The 18,555-nt window shown below is 70.8% G+C and carries 17 protein-coding genes and 2 pseudogenes; 11 read left to right on the top strand and 8 right to left on the bottom strand.

The window, feature by feature from the left end; all coding sequences use genetic code 11:
* Nucleotides 1–8: 8 nt before the first annotated feature.
* A complete protein-coding gene (locus tag ACK1X7_RS02780) occupies nucleotides 9–1,502 on the bottom strand; it encodes an AlkA N-terminal domain-containing protein (RefSeq protein ID WP_390794337.1) in 1,494 nt (497 codons plus the stop codon).
* Between the two features lie 416 nt (nucleotides 1,503–1,918).
* On the opposite strand from ACK1X7_RS02780, the gene ACK1X7_RS02775 reads away from it, so the two are divergent.
* A complete protein-coding gene (locus tag ACK1X7_RS02775) occupies nucleotides 1,919–2,347 on the top strand; it encodes a VOC family protein (protein ID WP_385158583.1) in 429 nt (142 codons plus the stop codon).
* A gap of 90 nt (nucleotides 2,348–2,437) precedes the next feature.
* Here the strand turns inward: ACK1X7_RS02775 and ACK1X7_RS02770 are convergent.
* A pseudogene (locus ACK1X7_RS02770) lies at nucleotides 2,438–3,301 on the bottom strand (IS701 family transposase); the annotation flags it as partial.
* Between the two features lie 80 nt (nucleotides 3,302–3,381).
* Between ACK1X7_RS02770 and ACK1X7_RS02765 the strand changes: the two are divergent.
* Nucleotides 3,382–4,143 carry a class I SAM-dependent methyltransferase gene (locus tag ACK1X7_RS02765; protein WP_413116841.1) on the top strand — a complete coding sequence of 254 codons (762 nt, stop codon included), beginning with the start codon at nucleotides 3,382–3,384 and terminating at the stop codon, nucleotides 4,141–4,143.
* 182 nt (nucleotides 4,144–4,325) lie between these two features.
* A complete protein-coding gene (locus ACK1X7_RS02760; protein ID WP_014058039.1) occupies nucleotides 4,326–4,562 on the top strand; it encodes a hypothetical protein in 237 nt (78 codons plus the stop codon).
* 105 nt (nucleotides 4,563–4,667) lie between these two features.
* Here the strand turns inward: ACK1X7_RS02760 and ACK1X7_RS02755 are convergent, their stop codons facing one another.
* Both ACK1X7_RS02755 and ACK1X7_RS02750 read right to left on the bottom strand, forming a co-directional pair.
* Entirely contained in the window at nucleotides 4,668–5,408 is a 741-nt protein-coding gene (locus ACK1X7_RS02755; protein WP_413114592.1) for a type 1 glutamine amidotransferase domain-containing protein, read from the bottom strand.
* Nucleotides 5,409–5,527: 119 nt separating this feature from the next.
* Nucleotides 5,528–6,358: an endonuclease I family protein gene (locus ACK1X7_RS02750; protein WP_413114591.1), complete on the bottom strand. Its 831-nt coding sequence runs from the start codon at nucleotides 6,356–6,358 to the stop codon at nucleotides 5,528–5,530.
* 305 nt (nucleotides 6,359–6,663) lie between these two features.
* Here ACK1X7_RS02750 and ACK1X7_RS02745 point away from each other — a divergent pair, with 305 nt between their 5' ends.
* Nucleotides 6,664–7,356, top strand: a complete 693-nt coding sequence (locus tag ACK1X7_RS02745) for a ribonuclease H family protein (protein ID WP_413114590.1) — start codon at nucleotides 6,664–6,666, stop codon at nucleotides 7,354–7,356.
* Between the two features lie 112 nt (nucleotides 7,357–7,468).
* On the opposite strand, the gene ACK1X7_RS02740 is transcribed toward ACK1X7_RS02745, so the two are convergent.
* Both ACK1X7_RS02740 and ACK1X7_RS02735 read right to left on the bottom strand, forming a co-directional pair.
* Nucleotides 7,469–8,290: a maleylpyruvate isomerase family mycothiol-dependent enzyme gene (locus ACK1X7_RS02740; protein ID WP_413114589.1), complete on the bottom strand. Its 822-nt coding sequence runs from the start codon at nucleotides 8,288–8,290 to the stop codon at nucleotides 7,469–7,471.
* Nucleotides 8,291–8,362: 72 nt separating this feature from the next.
* The gene (locus tag ACK1X7_RS02735; RefSeq protein ID WP_390794334.1) at nucleotides 8,363–9,331 is read right to left on the bottom strand and encodes a zinc-dependent alcohol dehydrogenase family protein; all 969 of its coding nucleotides are present in this window, start codon (nucleotides 9,329–9,331) and stop codon (nucleotides 8,363–8,365) included.
* A 173-nt stretch (nucleotides 9,332–9,504) separates the two neighbouring features.
* On the opposite strand from ACK1X7_RS02735, the gene ACK1X7_RS02730 reads away from it, so the two are divergent.
* The 3 genes and pseudogenes from ACK1X7_RS02730 (at nucleotide 9,505) to ACK1X7_RS02720 (ending at nucleotide 11,513) form a co-directional block, all read left to right on the top strand.
* Nucleotides 9,505–10,140: a TetR/AcrR family transcriptional regulator gene (locus tag ACK1X7_RS02730; protein WP_385153418.1), complete on the top strand. Its 636-nt coding sequence runs from the start codon at nucleotides 9,505–9,507 to the stop codon at nucleotides 10,138–10,140.
* Nucleotides 10,141–10,280: 140 nt separating this feature from the next.
* Nucleotides 10,281–10,424: pseudogene (locus ACK1X7_RS02725) on the top strand (ferrichrome ABC transporter permease); the annotation flags it as partial.
* A 180-nt stretch (nucleotides 10,425–10,604) separates the two neighbouring features.
* The gene (locus ACK1X7_RS02720; protein ID WP_385153421.1) at nucleotides 10,605–11,513 is read left to right on the top strand and encodes a phytoene/squalene synthase family protein; all 909 of its coding nucleotides are present in this window, start codon (nucleotides 10,605–10,607) and stop codon (nucleotides 11,511–11,513) included.
* A 14-nt stretch (nucleotides 11,514–11,527) separates the two neighbouring features.
* Here the strand turns inward: ACK1X7_RS02720 and ACK1X7_RS02715 are convergent, their stop codons facing one another.
* Nucleotides 11,528–12,166: a hypothetical protein gene (locus tag ACK1X7_RS02715; protein WP_390794333.1), complete on the bottom strand. Its 639-nt coding sequence runs from the start codon at nucleotides 12,164–12,166 to the stop codon at nucleotides 11,528–11,530.
* A gap of 245 nt (nucleotides 12,167–12,411) precedes the next feature.
* On the opposite strand from ACK1X7_RS02715, the gene ACK1X7_RS02710 reads away from it, so the two are divergent.
* The 3 genes from ACK1X7_RS02710 (at nucleotide 12,412) to ACK1X7_RS02700 (ending at nucleotide 15,596) form a co-directional block, all read left to right on the top strand.
* Nucleotides 12,412–13,647, top strand: coding sequence for a cytochrome P450 (locus tag ACK1X7_RS02710; protein WP_385153426.1), 1,236 nt, complete (start codon nucleotides 12,412–12,414; stop codon nucleotides 13,645–13,647).
* 59 nt (nucleotides 13,648–13,706) lie between these two features.
* Nucleotides 13,707–14,354: a TetR/AcrR family transcriptional regulator gene (locus tag ACK1X7_RS02705; protein ID WP_385153429.1), complete on the top strand. Its 648-nt coding sequence runs from the start codon at nucleotides 13,707–13,709 to the stop codon at nucleotides 14,352–14,354.
* A gap of 132 nt (nucleotides 14,355–14,486) precedes the next feature.
* Nucleotides 14,487–15,596 (top strand): zinc-binding dehydrogenase, encoded by a 1,110-nt coding sequence (locus ACK1X7_RS02700; protein ID WP_385153432.1) that lies wholly within the window; start codon nucleotides 14,487–14,489, stop codon nucleotides 15,594–15,596.
* A gap of 60 nt (nucleotides 15,597–15,656) precedes the next feature.
* Here the strand turns inward: ACK1X7_RS02700 and ACK1X7_RS02695 are convergent, their stop codons facing one another.
* A complete protein-coding gene (locus ACK1X7_RS02695; RefSeq protein ID WP_413114588.1) occupies nucleotides 15,657–16,457 on the bottom strand; it encodes an aminoglycoside adenylyltransferase domain-containing protein in 801 nt (266 codons plus the stop codon).
* 111 nt (nucleotides 16,458–16,568) lie between these two features.
* Between ACK1X7_RS02695 and ACK1X7_RS02690 the strand changes: the two genes are divergently transcribed.
* Complete coding sequence (locus tag ACK1X7_RS02690) at nucleotides 16,569–18,017, top strand: MFS transporter (protein WP_385153438.1); 1,449 nt, start codon at nucleotides 16,569–16,571, stop codon at nucleotides 18,015–18,017.
* Nucleotides 18,018–18,555 lie beyond the last annotated feature (538 nt).

The raw sequence follows: 18,555 nt of genomic DNA, 5'->3' as shown, positions 1-18,555 counted from the left end.
GCGGTAGCTCACTCGGGCCGGGCCCGCGGGGCGTTCCAGAGGTGGTGCATGGCGTACGAGCGCCAGGGCCGCCAGCCCTCTGAGTCCTCCAGATGTGCCCCGGCGCCGCGGGCCCCGGCCAGGACGGCGACATCCGACTCCAGCAGCACATCGGGGTCGCTCAGCGCCCGCATCCGGACGTAACCGGCCGTCCAGGGGCCGATGCCGCGCAGCCCCAGCAGCTCCTTCTCGGCCCGGTCGCGGTCGGCACCCGCGTCCAGCCGCACCGTGCCGTCCGCGAGCGCGGTGGCGAGCGTGCGCAGCGTGGCGCGTCGGCTATCCGGCATGCCGAGCTCGGTGAGCGGCGCCTCGGCCAGGTCCTCCACACGCGGGAAGAGATGCGTGAGCCCGCCGTCGGGCCGCGCCAGGGGCTTCCCGTACGCGGCGACGAGCGCATCGCCCAGCACACGCCCGGCCGTCACCGAGACCTGCTGGCCGAGCACGGCGCGCACGGCGAGTTCGTGAGGGTCGGCGGTGCCCGGGGAACGCAACCCCGGCCGCGCGTCCACCAGGGGCGCGAGCGCGGCATTGGCGCCGAGGCGCTCGGCGACCGCGTACGGATCGGCGTCCAGGTCGAACAGGCGCCGAATCCGCTGGATGGCGGTGGTCAGATCGCGCAGCTCGGTCAGGCGCAGCCGGCACTCCAGCCAGCCGTCACCGGGCCGTTCGTCGATCTCGACGATGGCGCAGGCATGCGGCAGCCGCAGGGTGCGGCGGTAGGTGCGGGCGCCCGGGCTGCCCACCATCTCCTCCAGGCCGGTGAGGGCGCGCCGGGCGAGATAGTCGAAGACCTGCGTGGTGTCGTACGGGCCGCGATAGGCGAGCCGCAGCGGCACCCCGGCCGTCCCGCCGTTCGTCCCCAGCACCCCGCCGGTGGCCACCGGGTGCCCGGACAGGGAGGACTTGGCGGGCCGGGCGGCACGCAGTTCGGTGGGGGTGGCGGCGTATATCTCGCGCAGCGTGTCATTGAACTGCCGGACGCTGGAGAACCCGGCCGCGAACGCGATCTCCGAAGCCCGCAGGGCGGTGGTCTGGAGCAGGATCCGCGCGGTGTGCGCGCGCTGCGCGCGGGCGAGCGCGACCGGCCCGGCGCCGAGCTCGGCGGTCAACTGCCGCTGCACCTGCCGGGCGCTGTAGCCGAGCCGCGCCGCGAGCCCGGCCACCCCCTCCCGGTCCACCACCCCGTCCCCGATCATCCGCATGGCGCGGCCGACGGCGTCCGCCCGCGCGTTCCAGTCGGCGGAGCCGGGCACGGCGTCCGGGCGGCAGCGGCGGCAGGCCCGGAACCCCGCGCCCTGCGCGGCGGCCGAGGTCGGGAAGAACCGGACGTTCTTGCGCCGGGGCGTGGTCGCGGGGCAGCTCGGCCGGCAGTAGATCCCGGTCGTGGCGACACCGAAGAAGAACTCGCCGTCGAACCGCGCGTCGCGGCTGCACACCGCCTCGTAGCTGCTGTCGTCGCTCATCACACCTCCACTGTGCGCCCTGGCAGGGGTGGTGTGCTGGCGGAAATCGGACATGGCGCTCCCGGCCGCGTGGGCGTGGGCGAGGGGCGACGTGGTCGGGGGCGAGCGATTGGACCCAGTGGCTCGCCAGCCCGGACAGCATGACCTTCGGGCATGGTCTCGGATCGACGAGCGCCCGCGCACCGCGTCACGGCCCTGCGCCACCGCCAACTGCCCCTGGGGCCTGACGGGCGGGCGCTGCTAGAGTCGGTGAGGTGACTGCCGGGTCGGCCATGGGCCACGCACGAGTGAGGCGCCCGGCCTCGGCGTGAGCCCGAGGCGGGCCAGAGGTCCGCCCCTTCCTCCGTGTCGTTCCTCCCGGCGCCCGTACGTGGCGCCGGCCCCAGCGGATTCCACGATGCGGAGACACACCACAGATGTCCCACCCAACGCAGCCCCGGCACGACTCCGAGCCCCGGACCACCGTCGTCCAGCTCAATCACACCGCCGTCTACGCCCACGATCGGCAGTTGTCCGCCGAGTTCATCGCCGCGATTCTGGGAGTGGAGGTAGGCGCCCCGTTCGGCCCGTTTCTGCCCATCGATCTCGGCAACGGCGTGACGCTCGACTACTACGAGAAGCGCGACGAGCCGATACAGCCGCAGCACTACGCGTTCCTCGTGCCCGATGAGCAGTTCGACGCCATGATCGCCCGCCTGGAAGCGGTCGGCGTCACCTACTACGCCGACCCCGGCCACACCGACCCCGGACGGATCAACCGTCTCTTCGGCGGCCGCGGCGCCTACTTCGACGATCCCGGCGGCCACAACATGGAAATCATCACCCGGCCCTATATCCGGCCCTAGTAGGACTCCGTTAGGTCTGTCTTGATCTGGGTGTTGTGGTCCTGGTGGGGAGGGGCTGGTGGCAGGTGGTGCAGGTGCCGGTCCAGCACCTCAGGATGTCTTGGAGGTCGTCGAGGATCTGGTGGAGGGTGAGTGCGGTCCAGGTGCTTTTGGGGCCAGACGTTGTTCGGTGAGAAACGCGTGGGCCGCGGTCACGAGGTGACGTGGTGGTGCCAGCCGGGCCAGGACCGGCCTTCGAAGTGGTCCAGGCCCAGGCCGTGCTTGAGTTCGCGGTAGTCGTGCTCGATGCGCCAGCGGACCTTGGCCAGACGGACCAGGTCGGCGATCGGGGTGTCGGCCGGCAGGTTGGACAGCCAGTAGTCGGTGGGAGCCTCGGCCTCTTCGGGCCATTCGACCAGCGGCCAGCAGTCGGGCAGGATGCCGTCCCACCAGCCCTGTTCGGCAGAGGCGGCGGCCCGGATGGGACGTTCGACGGCGTTGCCGGCCGGGTGGACGCGCACGGCGGCGAAGCGGGAACGTAACTCGCCGCGTGAGCCCTGCCGCCAGGTGAGGGAGGTGAACGCCTTCTGCCCGAGGCCGGTGGCAAGGGCTGCCACTTCAGGGTGCGGGGTGGCGGTAGCGGGGCTGGGGCCGGCAGCCGACGGGGCCCTTGCGGTCCGGGGCTGTCGGCTGGGCGTCGAATGGGTGGGCGGTCACGTCCGCGCGGACGGCCAGCATGTAGTCGATTCCCCGCTGTGCCAGGCCGGCCCGAAGGTGAGCGTTGGTGCCGTAGGCGGCGTCGGCCACCACGACCGGCGGCCTCATGCCCCAGCCGGCCAGCGTGTCGAGCATGTCCAGAGCCAGCCGCCACTTCTCGCGGTGGCCGGCCTCGGGCGGGATGCGGGTGAGGGTCCTGCGGTCAGTGTCCGCCGCCCACTCCTTGGGCAGGAACAGCCGCCACTGCAGTGGACAGGAGCCTACTAGCGCTGTGACCGGAAACGATCACAGGGTTGGCGGTGGTCGAGTGTTTGGCGTGGGGAGGTGATGATGAGGGTATGACCGTCAGCTCTCGCGCCCAGTCGTTCGACGTAGCCGCGGCTCAGTACGCGGCGAGTCGGCCTTCGTATCCAGCCGCGCTCTTCGACTTCATCGAGGAGTTCGCAGGCCGTCGTCTGGCTGGTGCCCGGGTCGCCGATGTCGGCGCGGGCACCGGAATCGCCAGCGTGCTGCTGCGGGAGCGAGGTGCTGATGTGATCGCTGTCGAGCCGGGTGAGGCCATGGCTGGTGAGTTCCACCAGGCGCTCCCGGGGGTGCCGGTCGTGAGGGGCGACGGTAATGCGCTTCCGCTGGCCGAGGCTTCCTGCGACCTCATCACGTATGCCCAGTCATGGCAGTGGACCGATCCTGGCCGGTCCGTCCCGGAGGCGTTGCGCGTCCTGCGAGCGGGCGGTGCGCTGGCGATCTGGTGGAACACCACGGCCTTCGACGTGCCGTGGATCCGCGAGCAGCACGGGCGTATCGCGCACCACTGCGGGGTGAGGCCACGGTCTGCGGTGCGCCCTTCGGACAGCGATGCCATCCGGCTGGCTGGGCTGACGGGACTGCGAGTTGAGCGCCGCCAAGTGCGCTGGAGCCGCACCGTCTCCTTGGACACGCATCTCGCCAACACTGGCAGCCGATCGGCATTCCTCGTCCTTGAAGAGGTTGACCGTCAGGCGTTTTTCGTAGACGAGCGGGAGCGGCTGGGCAGGATCTTTCCCCGCGAGGAGGTGGAAGAGACCTACGTGGTCGATCTCCTGGTCGCGCTCCGTCCCTGACGTTTGCGCAGGGACCAGCGGGCCGCGAGCTCGACGCGGTCGTGGTGGCTGTCGGCAAGCCGACATAGCGTGAGGTGATCCCCGCCCGTGACTACGCCGATGAGTGAATGACACCCCTGGCCTGCGCATGATCCGGAGACCCCTAGACTATCTCGCAATTCTCACGTTGATCGGAGCACGACATGCGTCGCCTTGCCCTTGCCCTCCTGGCATGTTCAGCCCTCACACTCGCCGGGTGCGCACAGGACTTTGACCGGGGTCCTGATGGGACAGTCACCGACAAGGTCAAGGACGGGAAGAAGTTCTACCTGGTCGTTGATCCGGCCAAGGGCGGCGACGAGAAGAAGTTCCGGGTCAGCAAGTACGACTACCACGACTGCAACCGGGGCTCGAAGTACCCCAAGTGTGTTGATGACTAAGGGCTGTTGAGCCTGAGGGCATTCACCGTCGGCCCTGACACTCCGCTCGGGTGTCGGGGCCGACTGACATTGTCGGTGCCGGCCCGCTGGGGAGGGCAGGGTCGTTCAGGTGAGCATCTTGGCGAAGCGCCGTGTGAAGAGGTAGGCGTCGCCGGGCCAGCGGGCGGACAGGTATCGGCCGTCCTGGACGACGAAGGCGGGGGTGTCGTCGGTGGCCGTGCCGCGGCGGCGTAGCTCGATGGGTCCGCGTTCGAACTGGGCGGGGTCGGTCAGGGCGCCGACGACCTCGTCCTGGACGTAGGCCGGATAGGTGCGGTAGTAGCGGCCGCGGCGCCAGGCCGTGAGGTAGTAGGCGGTCCGCTCCATGTACGCGGGCAGGCAGGTGGTGCGCCGGTCGGCGAGGAGGCTGCGGCCGGTGGCCGGGTCGTTGGTGCGGGCCAGGGTGAGGACGCCGTGGCAGATGGCGCCGACCGGGCGGTCCAGCCGCCAGAATTCCGCGATCTTCTCGCGCAGGACTTCGGAGCCGAGGTACTGGCGCATCCCCGGGGCGTGGCCGCCGGGCAGGATCAGCCCGTCGTACGCCTCGGGCTTGAGGTCCGCCCACGCGAGGGGGTGGCGGAAGGCGGTCGCCTCGGTGAGCTGCTGGTAGAACTCCTTGGGCTCGGGTTCCGCGCCGAGTTGCCCGAAGAGCACTCCGGTGATCAGCAGCGGATCGGCGGCAGGCGGGCCGTCGCCGTGTTCGGTGGCGATCACGACCTCATGGCCGAGGTCGGTCAGGAGCTTCCAGGGCACGGCCACCTCGGTGACGTCGAAGTCCCGGTCGGGCAGCGGCAAGAGAATACGCACGGGGACTGCCTACCACAGCGGGCAGTGGCGCCCAGAGCCGGATGGCGTGGTGGCCACTGCGGCCCCCGCCCCTGCCCCGGTGCGTTGCGCCGGGGCGGGGGCGGGGGCGGAGCCTCGGGCTACTTCCAGATGGAGTCGACCCATTCGGGGTGGTCGATGAACGGGTTCCGGTTGTGCTGGAAGCTGTCGTAGATGACCTGGTTGCGGTGCTCCTCGAAGGCGTCGGGCGGGTCCTCGGCGCTCCACTCCTTGAGCACGGACAGGCGGCCGATGTTGGGTGCGGAGCCGTTGTCGACGTTGTCGTTGGGCTCGAGGTCGGCGAAGCCGTCGTCTCCGTCGTAGCGGACGGCCATGTAGAGGATCATCCGGGCGACATCGCCCTTGACCTGGTCACGGGGCTCGAAGGAGTCGTCGTCGGTGCGGTTGCCGGGGGCGTCGGGGACGTCCTGGCCGCCGTTGTCGAAGTCCTTGTTGCCGCGGATGCTGTTCACCTTGACGTTGGCGGGGCGCAGGTGGTGCAGGTCGGTGCCGGGCCCGGTGGCCGTGCCGAAGTCGCCGTGCGACTTCGCCCAGACGTGCTCGCGGTTCCAGTCGTCGGGGTTGCCGCCACTGGCGTCCTTGGACTGGGAGCGGCCGGTGTAGAGGAGGATGACGTTCGACGGGTTGGCCGGGTCCTCGTCCGTGGACTTCAGTGCGTCCCATACCTCGTCGTAGGACACCTTGGTCTGGTCGCTGATGATCGTGTGCAGCGCGGCCTTCAGTTCCGGGCCGCTCTTGCCCATCGCGTCCTGGTAGTAGGTGTCGTCCAGCGCCTGCACGGCCGTGGGACGGTTGGTGTCGGTCGTGGCCGGTGTGTTGGCGGCGGCGACCGACGGGGCGGCGATACCGGCCACGGCCACTACGGCCAGCAGGGGCAGTCGCCGTGATCGGCTCGGGCGATGAGTGGACATGATGTGGGGGTGTCCTCTCCTAGATGAGTACCCGGACCGCCAACCGGCGCCGCGAGTACGGATGTTCAAGGCACAAGCTCTGGGAGATTCCCATGCGCGAAGCCCGAACATGTGTACATGGTGTGCCCGTTCGGCGCGGATCTGATGAACGCCCCGTGGCCCAGGGGAGGACCGGCCGACGTCGACCGCCGTTTGCGCGAGGGGTAAGAGTGGGTGGCTCGGCTCGCCATCGGGGCGGACGGCAGGCCGCCGACGAGGACCGGGTCTCCGCAGTGCCGGATGAGAAGTGCTGGCAGTATCGACGTATGGCTGAACAGATCATCGCCGCGTGTGACGGGGCATCGAAGGGAAACCCCGGGCCCGCGGCCTGGGCATGGGTCATCGCGGGCACCGACGGTGCGCTGGAGCGCTGGGAGGCCGGTCCGCTTGGCACCGCGACCAACAACGTGGCCGAACTCACCGCACTGCAAAGGCTGTTGGAGTCCACCGACGCGGCCGTGCCGCTCCAGGTCCGCATGGACTCGCAGTACGCGATGAAGGCGGTCACCACATGGCTGCCCGGATGGCGGAAGAAGGGGTGGAAGACCGCCTCGGGATCCCCGGTGGCCAACCGCGAACTCGTGATGCGTATCGACGAGCTTCTGGGTGGCCGCAAGGTGGAATTCGTCTATGTTCCGGCGCACCAGGTCGACGGTGACCCGTTCAACGCGGCCGCCGACCAGGCGGCCAGTCACACCGCCCGCACCCAGCAGCCCGCGGGCACCTCGCTCGGCTCCGCCCTGCCACCGCCCGAGGCCCAGACGGCAACACGCTCAGCGGGCCGCGGTGGTATGGCGCGCCCGCGCACGACGGCGGCGCAGCGGGGGACGGGCACCCGCTCCAAGGCGTCCATCAAGGCGAAGTTCCCCGGCCGGTGCCGCTGCGGCACGCCCTACGCCAAGGGCGAGACGATCATGAAGAACTCCGACGGCTGGGGCCATCCGGCCTGCGCCACCTGAGCCACGGGGCATCCGCGGCGGGCTGTCCGATCCAGCCCAGGCGAGTCCAGCCCAGTCCAGGCCATTCCAGGCCAGTCCGCTTCAGTCCGATCCGGTCCGCTCCCCGGCCGGATCAGGGCGCGGTGAAGAGCGTGGGGAACCGTGGCGCGAGCCAGGGCTTACGGCCCCAGGCGAGGACGTGGCCCCTGGCGGCGGCGCCCCACGGGCCGAGGCGGCCCAGCGCCATCAGGAGGAAGGCGACGGGCTCGGTGAGGATGGTGCAGTCCGGGCGGCTCGGCGGGTGCGGCGTGACGGTCACCGCGCCGTCGGCGAAGGTGGCGCCGAAGCGGGCGCCACCCTTGAGCCGGATGGTGAAGCGGGCGGTGAGCCCGGCGGTGGCCGTGGTGTCGACCACCCGTGGCATGGCCGTGATCAGGAACGGCAGGGTCAGCTCGACCCGGGCCCGGTTGAGCATATGCGGGCGGCCCAGCGCACAGGCGAGGTCATAGCCGTGGCCGAGCATATGGGTCAGCAGATACGACCCCAGTACGTCGAGGCTCATCGGGCCCATCGGTGTGATCAGTTCCCCGGGCGACGCGGGCCGGGCCGCCGACCGGAGGAAGGCATCGGCCTGCTCCACGATCATGGCGGCCAGCGGCTCGGCCCGGCGCTCGGCGAACGCGGCGAGCGCGAGCTGGTTGGCCTCGGCCAGCCCGTGCGGCGTGCCGTCCCCGTAGCTGCGTGTCCTCCCGTCCGCGAGGTGCGCCATCAGCTCGTTGGCCTGCGCCAGATGCGCCGCCGCGTCCCCGACCGTCCACTGCGACCCGGGCACCGGAGCCCCGGTGTCGGGTGCGCCGCGCAGCGTTGTGGCGATGTCGGCCGCGGTGGCGCGTATCGCCTCGTCCAGACCCGTGGGCCATGTGCCGCCGTCGCCCTGCCCGCTCACGGATTCCACGCGCCCTCCCCGTACCGAGCCGGGGCACTTCCCCGGGGTACGTACCCTGTCACGGCCCCACGGCCGCCACGATCACGGTGTCAGCACGATCCTGCCGAACACCTCACCGGCGTCCATCTTCCGGTGTGCCAGCACGGCGTCCTCCAACGGCACCACCTCATGCACCACCATGGGCAACTCGCCGCGGCCCGCGGCAGCGAACTGCTCGGTCCGCACCGCACGCCGATCGGCTTCGGCCACGGTGTCGGCGCTGAAGGTGGCGAAGGACATCGACTTCCGGAACGCGGCCATCATCGTCATACCGAAGTCCGCCGGCGGCCGGCCCCCGACCATGCCGACGGCCACCATGCGACCGTTCGGGTTGAGCTTGGCGAAGAAGGACGGCATATCCGCACCGGCCACGATGTCGATGATGACGTCGTAGCCCTCGGGAGCGTCCTCGCCACCCTCCCCTTCGCCGGAGCGGTCCAGCACATGGGTCGCGCCGAGCTTGCGCAGGCGGTCGCCACGCTCGGCCGACGACGTCGTGACCGCCACCGCGGCGGCACCGCCGCGAGCCGCGAGCTGGACCGTCATGATCCCGATGCTGCCGGCCGCACCGCGCACCAGCACCGACTCGCCAGGTGCGAAGTGGGCATGGGCAAGGCTGAAGTGGGCCACCACTCCGGAGCTCCCGAGCGTCACCGCGCCGACAGGCGACAGGTTCCCGGGGAGGGGCAGGATGTCCTCGACCGAGGCGATCGCCTGTTCGACGTAGCCGCCGCTCACACCGGTGAACGCCCATACGCGCTGACCGACCCATGATGTGTCGACGCCGTCGCCGACCGCGGTCACGATGCCGGCTACCTCGCTGCCGGGGATATGGCCTTCCTTGAAGCCGTAGGTGGTGAGAACACCGCGTCGGATCACGACGTCGACGCCGCCGACGCCGATCGCCTCATTGGCGATGAGCACCTGTCCCTCCGCGGGAGTGGGGGTGGGGAGGTCGATGAGCGCCAGACCTTCCGGGCGTCCGAACGCCTGGATCGCGACTGCCTTCAACGTCGTCTCCTTGTTCTGGGGTCGGCCGGGTTCCGGGGCCGGCCGGATCGATGGGGACCGGCTGGGAAGGGTCGGGACCGGCCCGCCCGGCCCCCCGGAGTAGCGCCGGGCTTCCATGCCTTCGGACTCGGACGCTAACGGACGCCCCCGTCCGGTTGGCTAAAGTGAGAGCGGTGACCGACCGTTTGCCTCACACCCTGCGCTCCGACGCCCTGGACAACCGCGAACGCATCCTCGACGCGGCCCGTGCGCTGTTCGCCACCGAAGGTCTGAACGTGCCGATGCGGGAGATCGCCCGGCACGCCGGGGTCGGCCCCGCCACCCTGTACCGCCGTTTCCCGACCAAGCAGATGCTGGCCACCGAAGCCTTCGCGGACGAGATGCGCGCATGCCACGTCCTTGTCGAGGAGGGGCTCGCCGAGCCGGATCCATGGCGTGGGTTCTGCCTCGTGATCGAGAAGACCTGTGAGCTGCACGCCCGCAGCCGAGGCTTCACCGAAGCCTTCATGGCGACCTTCCCCGAGGCGATGGACTTCGCCGCGGAGCGGGCGTACGCGCTGCGGTCGATAGCCGAACTGGCCCACCGCGCCAAGGACGCCGGCCATCTGCGCCCCGACTTCGTCCTGGACGATCTGATCCTCATGCTGATGGCCAACAGGGGCATCCACACCACCTCGAACACCGCCCGGGTCGCGGCCTCCCGGCGCTTCGCCGCGCTCGTCATCCAGGCATTCCGCGCCTCCCCGCAGCACTCACCGCTCCCGCCGGTGGCACGGTTGGCGCCCGCGGCGCCAGGCAAGATCATGTGAAGACACTTCGCCTCGTGAGAGCTGCTGAAGAGATCACCGAGGCCAAGAGCCCACGGGGGCATGAACTGTCGGCCACCGGTGTCACCGTGGCCTACGAAGGCGTCGACGTCCTGCACGACGCATCGGTGACCCTCCGGCGGGGCCTGGCGGCACCGCACGCGGCCCGGGCCCTGGTGGGCCGACAGCACGCCCGGGTCGTCCCGGCCCAGTTCGGGGCCGGCCTGGTGACCGCGGTGATCGGCACGCCGTACTTCCTCCAACTGCTCGTACGCGGCCGCCGCTAGAGCGCGCGCCGAAGTGGCGGGGCAGGGGAGACCGAGGCGTGCCCCGTGTCCGGCCTGGTGGCGCGGGATGCCGGCGGTAGCCTCTACCGCGGACGGCGGCACGCGGGTACGGCGCTTTCACACGCCGGTGCGGAGTGCCACCGGGTGGTCGTACGGGGGAAGAGATCGGGAGGGTCGGGCATGGGCCCGTGGGGCAAGGCGCTGGATGCCGCGGGGATCAGCGACCCCCGGCTGCGGGAGAGTTATACGCAGCAGCGGAAACTGGTGGCGGGCTACCGGCGCAGCTCCTACCTCGCCGCACGCCTGCTGCTGCCCCCGCCGTTGCTGCCGCATCTGATCGCGGCGACGGCCTTCATGCATCGCACCGACACACTTCTCGACAGCGGCCCCGCCGAGGAGCGTGCCGGGGCCTTCGCGGAGTGGGCGAAGCAGGTGCGTGACGGCCTGGCGGGTGGCGGAAGCGAGCATGCCGCCGTACGGCCGCTGCTGCACACCGTCTCCGCGCACCCAGGGCTGCGCGACCGGGTCGAGGCTTTCCTCGACGCGGCCCCACTGGAGCTGGAGTTCACCGGATTCGCCACCGAAGCGGACTACCAGCGTTACGTCGACGCGTATGCCCTACCGGCGTTCATGCTGATCGCGGGCCTGATCACCGGGGAGGACACCCCGGTGGGCTACCGCGAGGCATGCCGCGTGTTCATCGACGGCAGCCAGCGCCTGGACTTCGTCAACGACCTGTCCGAGGACCTCGCCGACGGACGCCTGAATCTGGTGCGGGAGACCCTCGACGCGCACGGTGTCACCCGCGTCGACCTGGAGAACGCCCAGGACACCCCCGGAACCCGGAGCCTGCTGGCGCATCTCCTCGACCAGGCCCACCAGTGCCTGTCCACCAGCCGGAGCCTGGTCGGCCTCGCGCCGCCCGAGGGCCGCCCACTGTTCCGCGCCATGATCGAGATCGAGCAGCTCACGGCCACGGCAGCCGCCACCAAGGGCCCCGGTGTCCTCCGCGCCCCCGCCCGTCCTCCGCTGCCGACCACCGCTCGGGTGCTGCTCCGGGAGCGCCGCCGCGCCCGTCACCCGGGCTGAACGTGGCAAGCTTCTCAGGAGGCGCGTGCCTCGCCGGGCTCGGCCGCACCGGTGTCCGCGTCCGGGGTGGCGGTCGAGTAGAAGACGGACTTCTGCTGCTTGGTGCGGTGTGCTTGGCCCTTGGCGACGAGTGATTCGAGGGTGCTGCGCACCACCGTGGGCTTGATGTCGCGTCCCGGAAGAGCCTGGGTGAGAGTGGCGGTGATCTCGGCTGCGGAGCGGGGCTCGCCGTGCTGGGTGAGGTCATCGCGCACCAGCTCCCGGAGCGTGGGCGCGCCCGCTTCGCGCACCGGCTTGCGGCTCGGGCGGCTGTCGGCCGACTCCGCACCCTTCCGCTTTCCGCCGACCGCGTCGGCCTTCTTCCTGGGCTTGCGGGTGGCAGGCGGCGCCGCGGATTCCCGTGTCGCGGACGAACCATCCCCAGGGCCGCTGACGCCACCACTCTCCGGTGCGCCACCAATGGCGTCGTCGCCAAGAGTCTCCCGCATGCTGAGCAGAAGTGTCCGGTTGTCTTCGAGCACCGCCAACTGCTGTTGCAACGAGGCGATTTCGGAGCTGAGTCGCTCGTGCTCGGCGGAGTTGCGTTCCAGATCGGCGGCCACCTGAGCCGCGTACTGGGTTTTCAGGCTGGTGCTATCGGCAGGAGTGTCCACTACAAGCTCCCTCATCTGGGCGCACACCACGTTGGTGCTGGATGGTACATCCGCGTGATTGCCACGTGGAGGCCGATCCCGCCGTTGAACTGGCGCGGTGGCCGCGGTCACCGCGCCAGGAGGTGCATTTGCGGTCGGCCTCGGTGGCCAGGTTCCGACGGCCGGACAGCCTTGCCTCGCTCAGCCGGACACTCGTAAGGTGACGCGTGTCAGGTTGCCCTCAACTCCTCAGCAAGGAAGGCGAGATGACGACCACCGCATCCGAGACCGCTTCCACCGAGGAAGCGCCGTTCTTCCCCGCCCCGCGGACGTGTCCGTTCAGCGCACCTCCGCGGCACACCGCGTTCCGGGAAGCCGGCGGTCTCCACAAGGTCACCATCTGGGACGGCTCCACGCATTGGCTGGCCACCCGGCACGCGGACATCCGTGCCGTCCTCTCCAGCCCGTCCTTCAGCGCCGATGTGCGCAACCCCGACTTCCCGCTGGTCCACTCCAACCAGCCCGAACACGAGGGCGGTCTGTTCCTGCGGCTGGACGACCCCGAGCACGCCCGGCTGCGGCAGATGCTCACCAAGGAGTTCAGCGTCAAGCGCACGCAGGCGATGCGCGAGAACCTGCTGCGGATCACGGACGAGTTGATCGACGCCATGCTCGCCAAGGGCGGCCCGGCCGACTTCATCCGCGACTTCGCGCTGCCCCTGCCCTCCCGGGCCATCTGCCTCATCCTCGGCGTCCCTTACGAGGACCACCACCTCTTCGAACGGCACGCCAACGCCGGGACAGACCTGGACGTCGGCCACGACGAGCGCGCCCGTACACAGCGGGAGGCGTTCGCGTACTACGAGGCCCTCGTCGAGCGCAAACGCCGTGAGCCCTCGGACGACATGATCAGCCGGCTGCTGGCTCACCACACCGGCCCGGACGGATTCGCGCCCGGGATGATGCCCGTCCTGGTCGGGATCCTGGTCGGCGCCGGGCACGAAACCACCGCCAATATGCTGAGCCTGGGCACGGTGGCGCTCCTGGTCAATCCCGACCAGCGGGACCGGCTGCGGGCCCACCCCGAGTTGGCCCCGAGCGCCGCGGAGGAGATGCTGCGCTACTGGAGCATCGTCTCCACCGATCCGCGGCGGGTGGCCCTTGAAGACGTCGAGGTGGGCGGGCAGCTTGTCCGCAAGGGCGAGGGGATCATCGTCTCGCTGATCGCGGGAAACCGGGACCCCCGCGCCTTCGGCGCCAACGAGGGCGAGTGTCCCGCGGACACGCTCGACATCGCGCGCAACGCCCGCCGCCATGTGGCGTTCGGATTCGGCTCCCACCAGTGCCTGGGCCAGAACCTGGCGCGGGTGGAGATGCAGGTCGCCTGGCCGCGGCTCTTCGAGCGCATCCCCGGGCTGCGGCTCGCCATCGCCCAGGACGAGCTGCCGTTCAAGAAGAACTCCATCGTCTATGGCCTCAACTCCCTCCCGGTCACCTGGTGAGCCGGGCGGACCCCTGACGACAGAAGGACCGGCCATCGAGGTGTCGCAGAATGAGGTGCATGAACGAGGACACCGCCACCGACACCACCCGCAGGCGCAATCCCCGCGGCCAGGGGGACCGGCTCCGCGCCGAGATTCTGGCCGCCGTGGCACGGCTCCTCGATCAGAAGCTCAGCGGTAACCCGCTGCCGGTGTCCCTCCGGGAGGTCGCCCGCGAAGTCGGCATCGCCGCCCAGAGCATGTATCTGCACTTCGCCGACAAGGACCAGCTCGCCCGCGCCGTCGCCGAGGACGGCTACCAACGTGTCGTCGCGGCCATGCGCGGCGCCGACACCCAGGCGGCCGGCCACGGTGCCGACGCCGGTGAACGCCTCCGCGCCCAGGCGAACGCCTTCTGCACCTTCGCCCGCACCGAGCGCGGGGTCATCCGCCTGATGTTCGGTCATAACTCGTCCAGCTTCGGCGAGCCCGGCCAGGCCCATCCGGCCCGACTGCTGTGGCGGCAGTGGGTCGATGCCATCGAGACATGTGAACAGGAAGGACTGCGCTGGCCGGACGGTGCCGAGCAGACCGCGATGCTCCTGTGGTCCGCCCTCTTCGGCCGCTTCGCCCTGTGGACCTCCACCTTCGGGCGCCACGACGCACAGGAACTCACCACCTTCGTCGACCGCACCGTCGACACTCTGCTGCGCGACGCGCATCGGTGACGGGGCCTCAGGGCCTGCCGACGGATGCGCCGCATACGGCAGACTGCGAAACGGCATCATGATCACTCGCCGTCCCGTACCGGCGCGGTGACCGGCCGCGCCACCCGGCGAACCACCAGGGAGGAACCACGGATGACCTTGGACGCAGGACCGATACGCTCCGGCGCGCACGCAACGGCGGACGCGGTGGCGGACGCCCTCCCGGCCACGATGCGCGCGGCCCGGTTCGACACGGCAGCGGGCACGCTCACGGTCGAGGATGTGCCCGTGCCCCGGCCGGGAGCGGGCGAGGTCGTGGTCAAGGTGGCCGCGTGCGGCATCTGCCAGTCGGACCTGAGCCAGCTCGACGGCCATATCGCACCCCGGCTGCCGGTGGTCACCCCCGGGCACGAGGCGTCGGGCGTGGTGGCGGCGGTCGGCGACGGCGCCGAGCACTGGAAGGCGGGCGACCGGGTGGTCCTGGGCGCGGGAAAGGCGTGCGGCACGTGTCCCGCCTGCCGGTTCGGCGGTGGCACGAACACCTGTGAGAACCTCCAGGTCATGGCCTTCCACTACGACGGGGCCTGGGCCGAGTACGTACTGACCGACGCCACCACGCTCATCGCCGTGCCCGACTCCGTACCCCTGGAACACGCCGCCGTGCTCGCCGACGCCGTGTCCACCCCGTACGGCGCCATCGACACCGCCCAGTTGCGGTCCGCCGAATCGGTGGGCATCTGGGGGCTGGGGGGCCTGGGCACCCACCTCGTACAACTGACCCGCGTCTGCGGCGCCTCCCCGATCGTCGCCCTCGATCCGCTGCCCGCCGCACGTGAGCGCGCCCTCGCCCTGGGCGCCGACTTCGCGCTCGACCCGACGGACGAGGACACCCGGGCCAGGCTGAAGGAGATCACGGCGGGCAAGGGTCTGGACGTCGCCTTCGACTGCGTCGGCCGCGCGCCCTCCTTCACCCAGGCGGAGCGTGCCCTCGGCCACCGGGGCCGGCTGGTGCTCGTCGGCATCTCTCCCGACCCGCTGTCCGTGGGCCCCGAAATCCACTTCGTGCGCAACCGCCACACCGTGATCGGACACACCGGGTATCGCATGGAGCATCTGGAGGACCTGGTCGAGCTGACCGCCCGGGGCCGTCTGGACATCTCCGGGTCGGTCAGCGCGATCCTGCCACTGGAGGACGTGAACGAGGCCATCCGCCGACTGCGTGACCGGGAGGGCAACCCGATCCGCATCCTGCTGCGGCCCTGAGCCGACTGCGCTGTCGGCGAAGTCCGTGCTGCCGACGGGTCCTTCGCCCGGCCGCCCCGCTCAGGCCCCGGTCGCCCGGGCGGTCTGATCGACCCGTTCGCGTACCCAGGTCAGAAAGGCTCGCACCGCGGCGGCGGGCAGGGGGATCGCGGAGGAGCGGGGGCGCTCGAAGCTGCTCACCGCGGCCTCGATGAGCGGCCGGAAGTCCTCCTCGGCCAGGGCGACTTCCCGCGCCGCCCCGCGCTTGGTCAGCCAGCGACCCGTACGGCAGAACACCACCGAGCGGCAGCCGTTGAGCACACGGTTGTCCGCGAGGTGGCCCTCGCCGTCGCTGTGCTCACGGACGGAAGCGCGGATCGCGGCGAGCAGATCCGGGCGCTCCGGCGCGGCGATCACCTCCCGCGCGGGGCGGCCGAACAGCGAGAGCCCGGTCTGATGGGCGACGGAGCGGTCGATGACGTACCAGAACGCAGGGGAGCGTGCCGCGTCGACATCGGCCCGGTTCGGCAGCAGCGGGCCGGTGTTGAGGTCCAGAAGGTACCCGGCCGCACCGGAGGGGCGGCTGAGGAAATCCGTTCCGTAGACCACCAGTTCCAGGCCCGCCGCAGGGCAGGGCAGGTGGGGGTGGGCGAGAGCCCCGGCCAGGTCGTGCCGGGCCGGTCCGGGCAGTGACGGCTCCACGGCGACCGTCACATCGACGTCGCTGCGCCCGTGCCGATAGTCCCGCAGCGCCAGGGAGCCGACCGCGACGACACTCACCAGATGGGGCCCGCACACCGTGCGGGTGCGCCGGACGAGTTCCGCCAGGTAGGGCCGCAGTTCGGTGGGGACGGAATGCGGATCTTCGCGAGGGTGGACCACAGGTCCAGTATCCACAGCGCGATCCGGGCCGCCGCACCCCGCTGTGCACCCATACATCCCTTATTGTGCCTTTTGTCGTAAAGCCTTCGTGGACGGGACGGAGTCGGGGACGTGGCGTTCGCGGAGTCGGCCGGTGGCGGCGAGCCCGCGTCCTCTCCTGCGCCCGGCCCGGTGTCCGGCATGCGGTACTGGATCCCACTGCTGGCCGTGTGCGCCGGGTACTTCATGGTGATCCTGGACGTGACGGTCATCAACGTGGCCGTGCCGGTGATCGGCCGGGAGCTGTCGGCTTCGCTCACCGGCATCCAGTGGATCACCGACGGGTACACCCTGGCCTTCGCCGGGTTCCTGTTGAGCGGCGGGGCGCTGGGGGACAGGCTGGGCAACCGCCGGATCTTCTGCACCGGCGTGGTGGTGTTCACCGTGTCCTCGGCCGCGTGCGCATTCGCACCGAGCGCCCCCGTCCTGATCGCCGCCCGGGTGGCGGAGGGCCTCGGTGCGGCGTTGATCGTGCCCGGCTCGCTGGCCCTTCTCCAGCAGGCATACCCGGCTCCGGCCGCGCGCTCGCGGGCCTTCGGGGTATGGGGCTCCATCGCGGGCATCGCGGCCTCGGCGGGGCCGCTGCTGGGCGGGCTGCTGGTCTCCACCGTGGGCTGGCGATGGGTGTTCCTCATCAACCTGCCCGTCGGCCTCGCCTGCCTGATGCTGACGCTGCGCCATGTGGCGCCCTCCGACCGGCTCACCGGCCGGGCTCTGGACTGGCCGGCGCAGTGCGCGGTGGTGGCGGCAGTGGCCTCGCTGACCGCCGCGCTCAACGAGGCCGGCCGGCGTGGCTGGTCCGACCCCGTCGTCCTCGCCGGGGTGGGTCTGTCCGTACTGGCCGCGATGGCGTTCCTGGTGCGCGAGCGGCTGGCCCGCTCGCCCGCCGTTCCGCCGAGCCTGCTGCGCTCGCGTGCGCTGGGCGGCGGAGCCGTCATCGGCCTCCTGTTCAATTTCGGCTTCTACGGCATGGTGTTCACCGCCAGCCTGGACTTCCAGCATCAGCGCGGCTACAGCGCCCTCGTCACCGGCCTGGCACTGTTCCCCGCGGTGGCGATGACCATGTTCGCCTCCGTACTGTCCGGGCGGCTGGCCCGCACGACCGGCGACCGTCCGCTGGTGTTCACCGGCATGCTTCTGGCGGGCCTGGGGCTGGCCGGCTGGGTCGCGGCGGGAACCGATCCCGCCTACCCGCTGCTGGTGGCCCCGATGATGGCCGCCGGATTCGGCACCTCCTTCGCACTCACCGGCTCCGCCTCCACGGTCATGGGCGCCGCGCCCCCGGCGTACTCGGGGACCGCCTCCGCCCTGTTCAACACGACCCGCCAGCTCGGAAGCGCCATCGGCGTGGCACTCGGTGGCACCCTGCTGGCCACGGCCGCCGACTACGGCGAGGGGCTGCGCACCAGCATGGCCATCGGTGCGCTTGCCTACCTGGCCGCCGCGGGTCTGGCATGGTTCTGCGTACCGCCCAAGCCCAGGGACGGGGCGCCCGATGCGAAGGCTCGCACATCCCGCTGAGCGGTTGCCGATCCTCATTACTGAACGTCGCGCATGCGGCTGCCTGTCGTCGACGACTCGTCGCACGCTGATAAAGCCAAGTGACAATTCGTGGCCGGTGTTTGGCGCCGTTTCGGGGCTCATTAGCTCGACCTGTCATTCAGCCGAGCGGAACCGTTGATTCGCCGGCCCAGCGGCTTCTGTCTCTGTCGTTGGCAGGATGCGCGCGTCCGTGTACGCGCCGATGGCCGGGGTCCGCCCCGCGCACCCGCCCGTGGCCGAGGCGGGTGCGGAAGCCGAGGCGGGTGCGGTCGCTCCGTTCCGTGGGCACCGTGCTCACCTGCCGGAACGCCGTGGTGGATCGCCGGTCTCGATGACGGTTCCTTCGGCCTGTCGGGCAGCGGCTTGTCTCTGCCGCCGGAATCAGGTCATCGCGGCGGCACGGTCATGGGCCGCGGGCCACGGTCGAAAAGCCGCCGTTCCGGCGGTCGTTCGGCGGTCTCGCTCGTAAACATGACCCACCTCATATGTCGGCTGATTGGCCGGATAACGAAATGGT

This window comes from Streptomyces sp. CY-1 (assembly GCF_047218265.1).
Classification (GTDB): Bacteria; Actinomycetota; Actinomycetes; order Streptomycetales; family Streptomycetaceae; genus Streptomyces; species Streptomyces niphimycinicus.
This window is presented reverse-complemented; position numbering and strand designations above follow the sequence as displayed.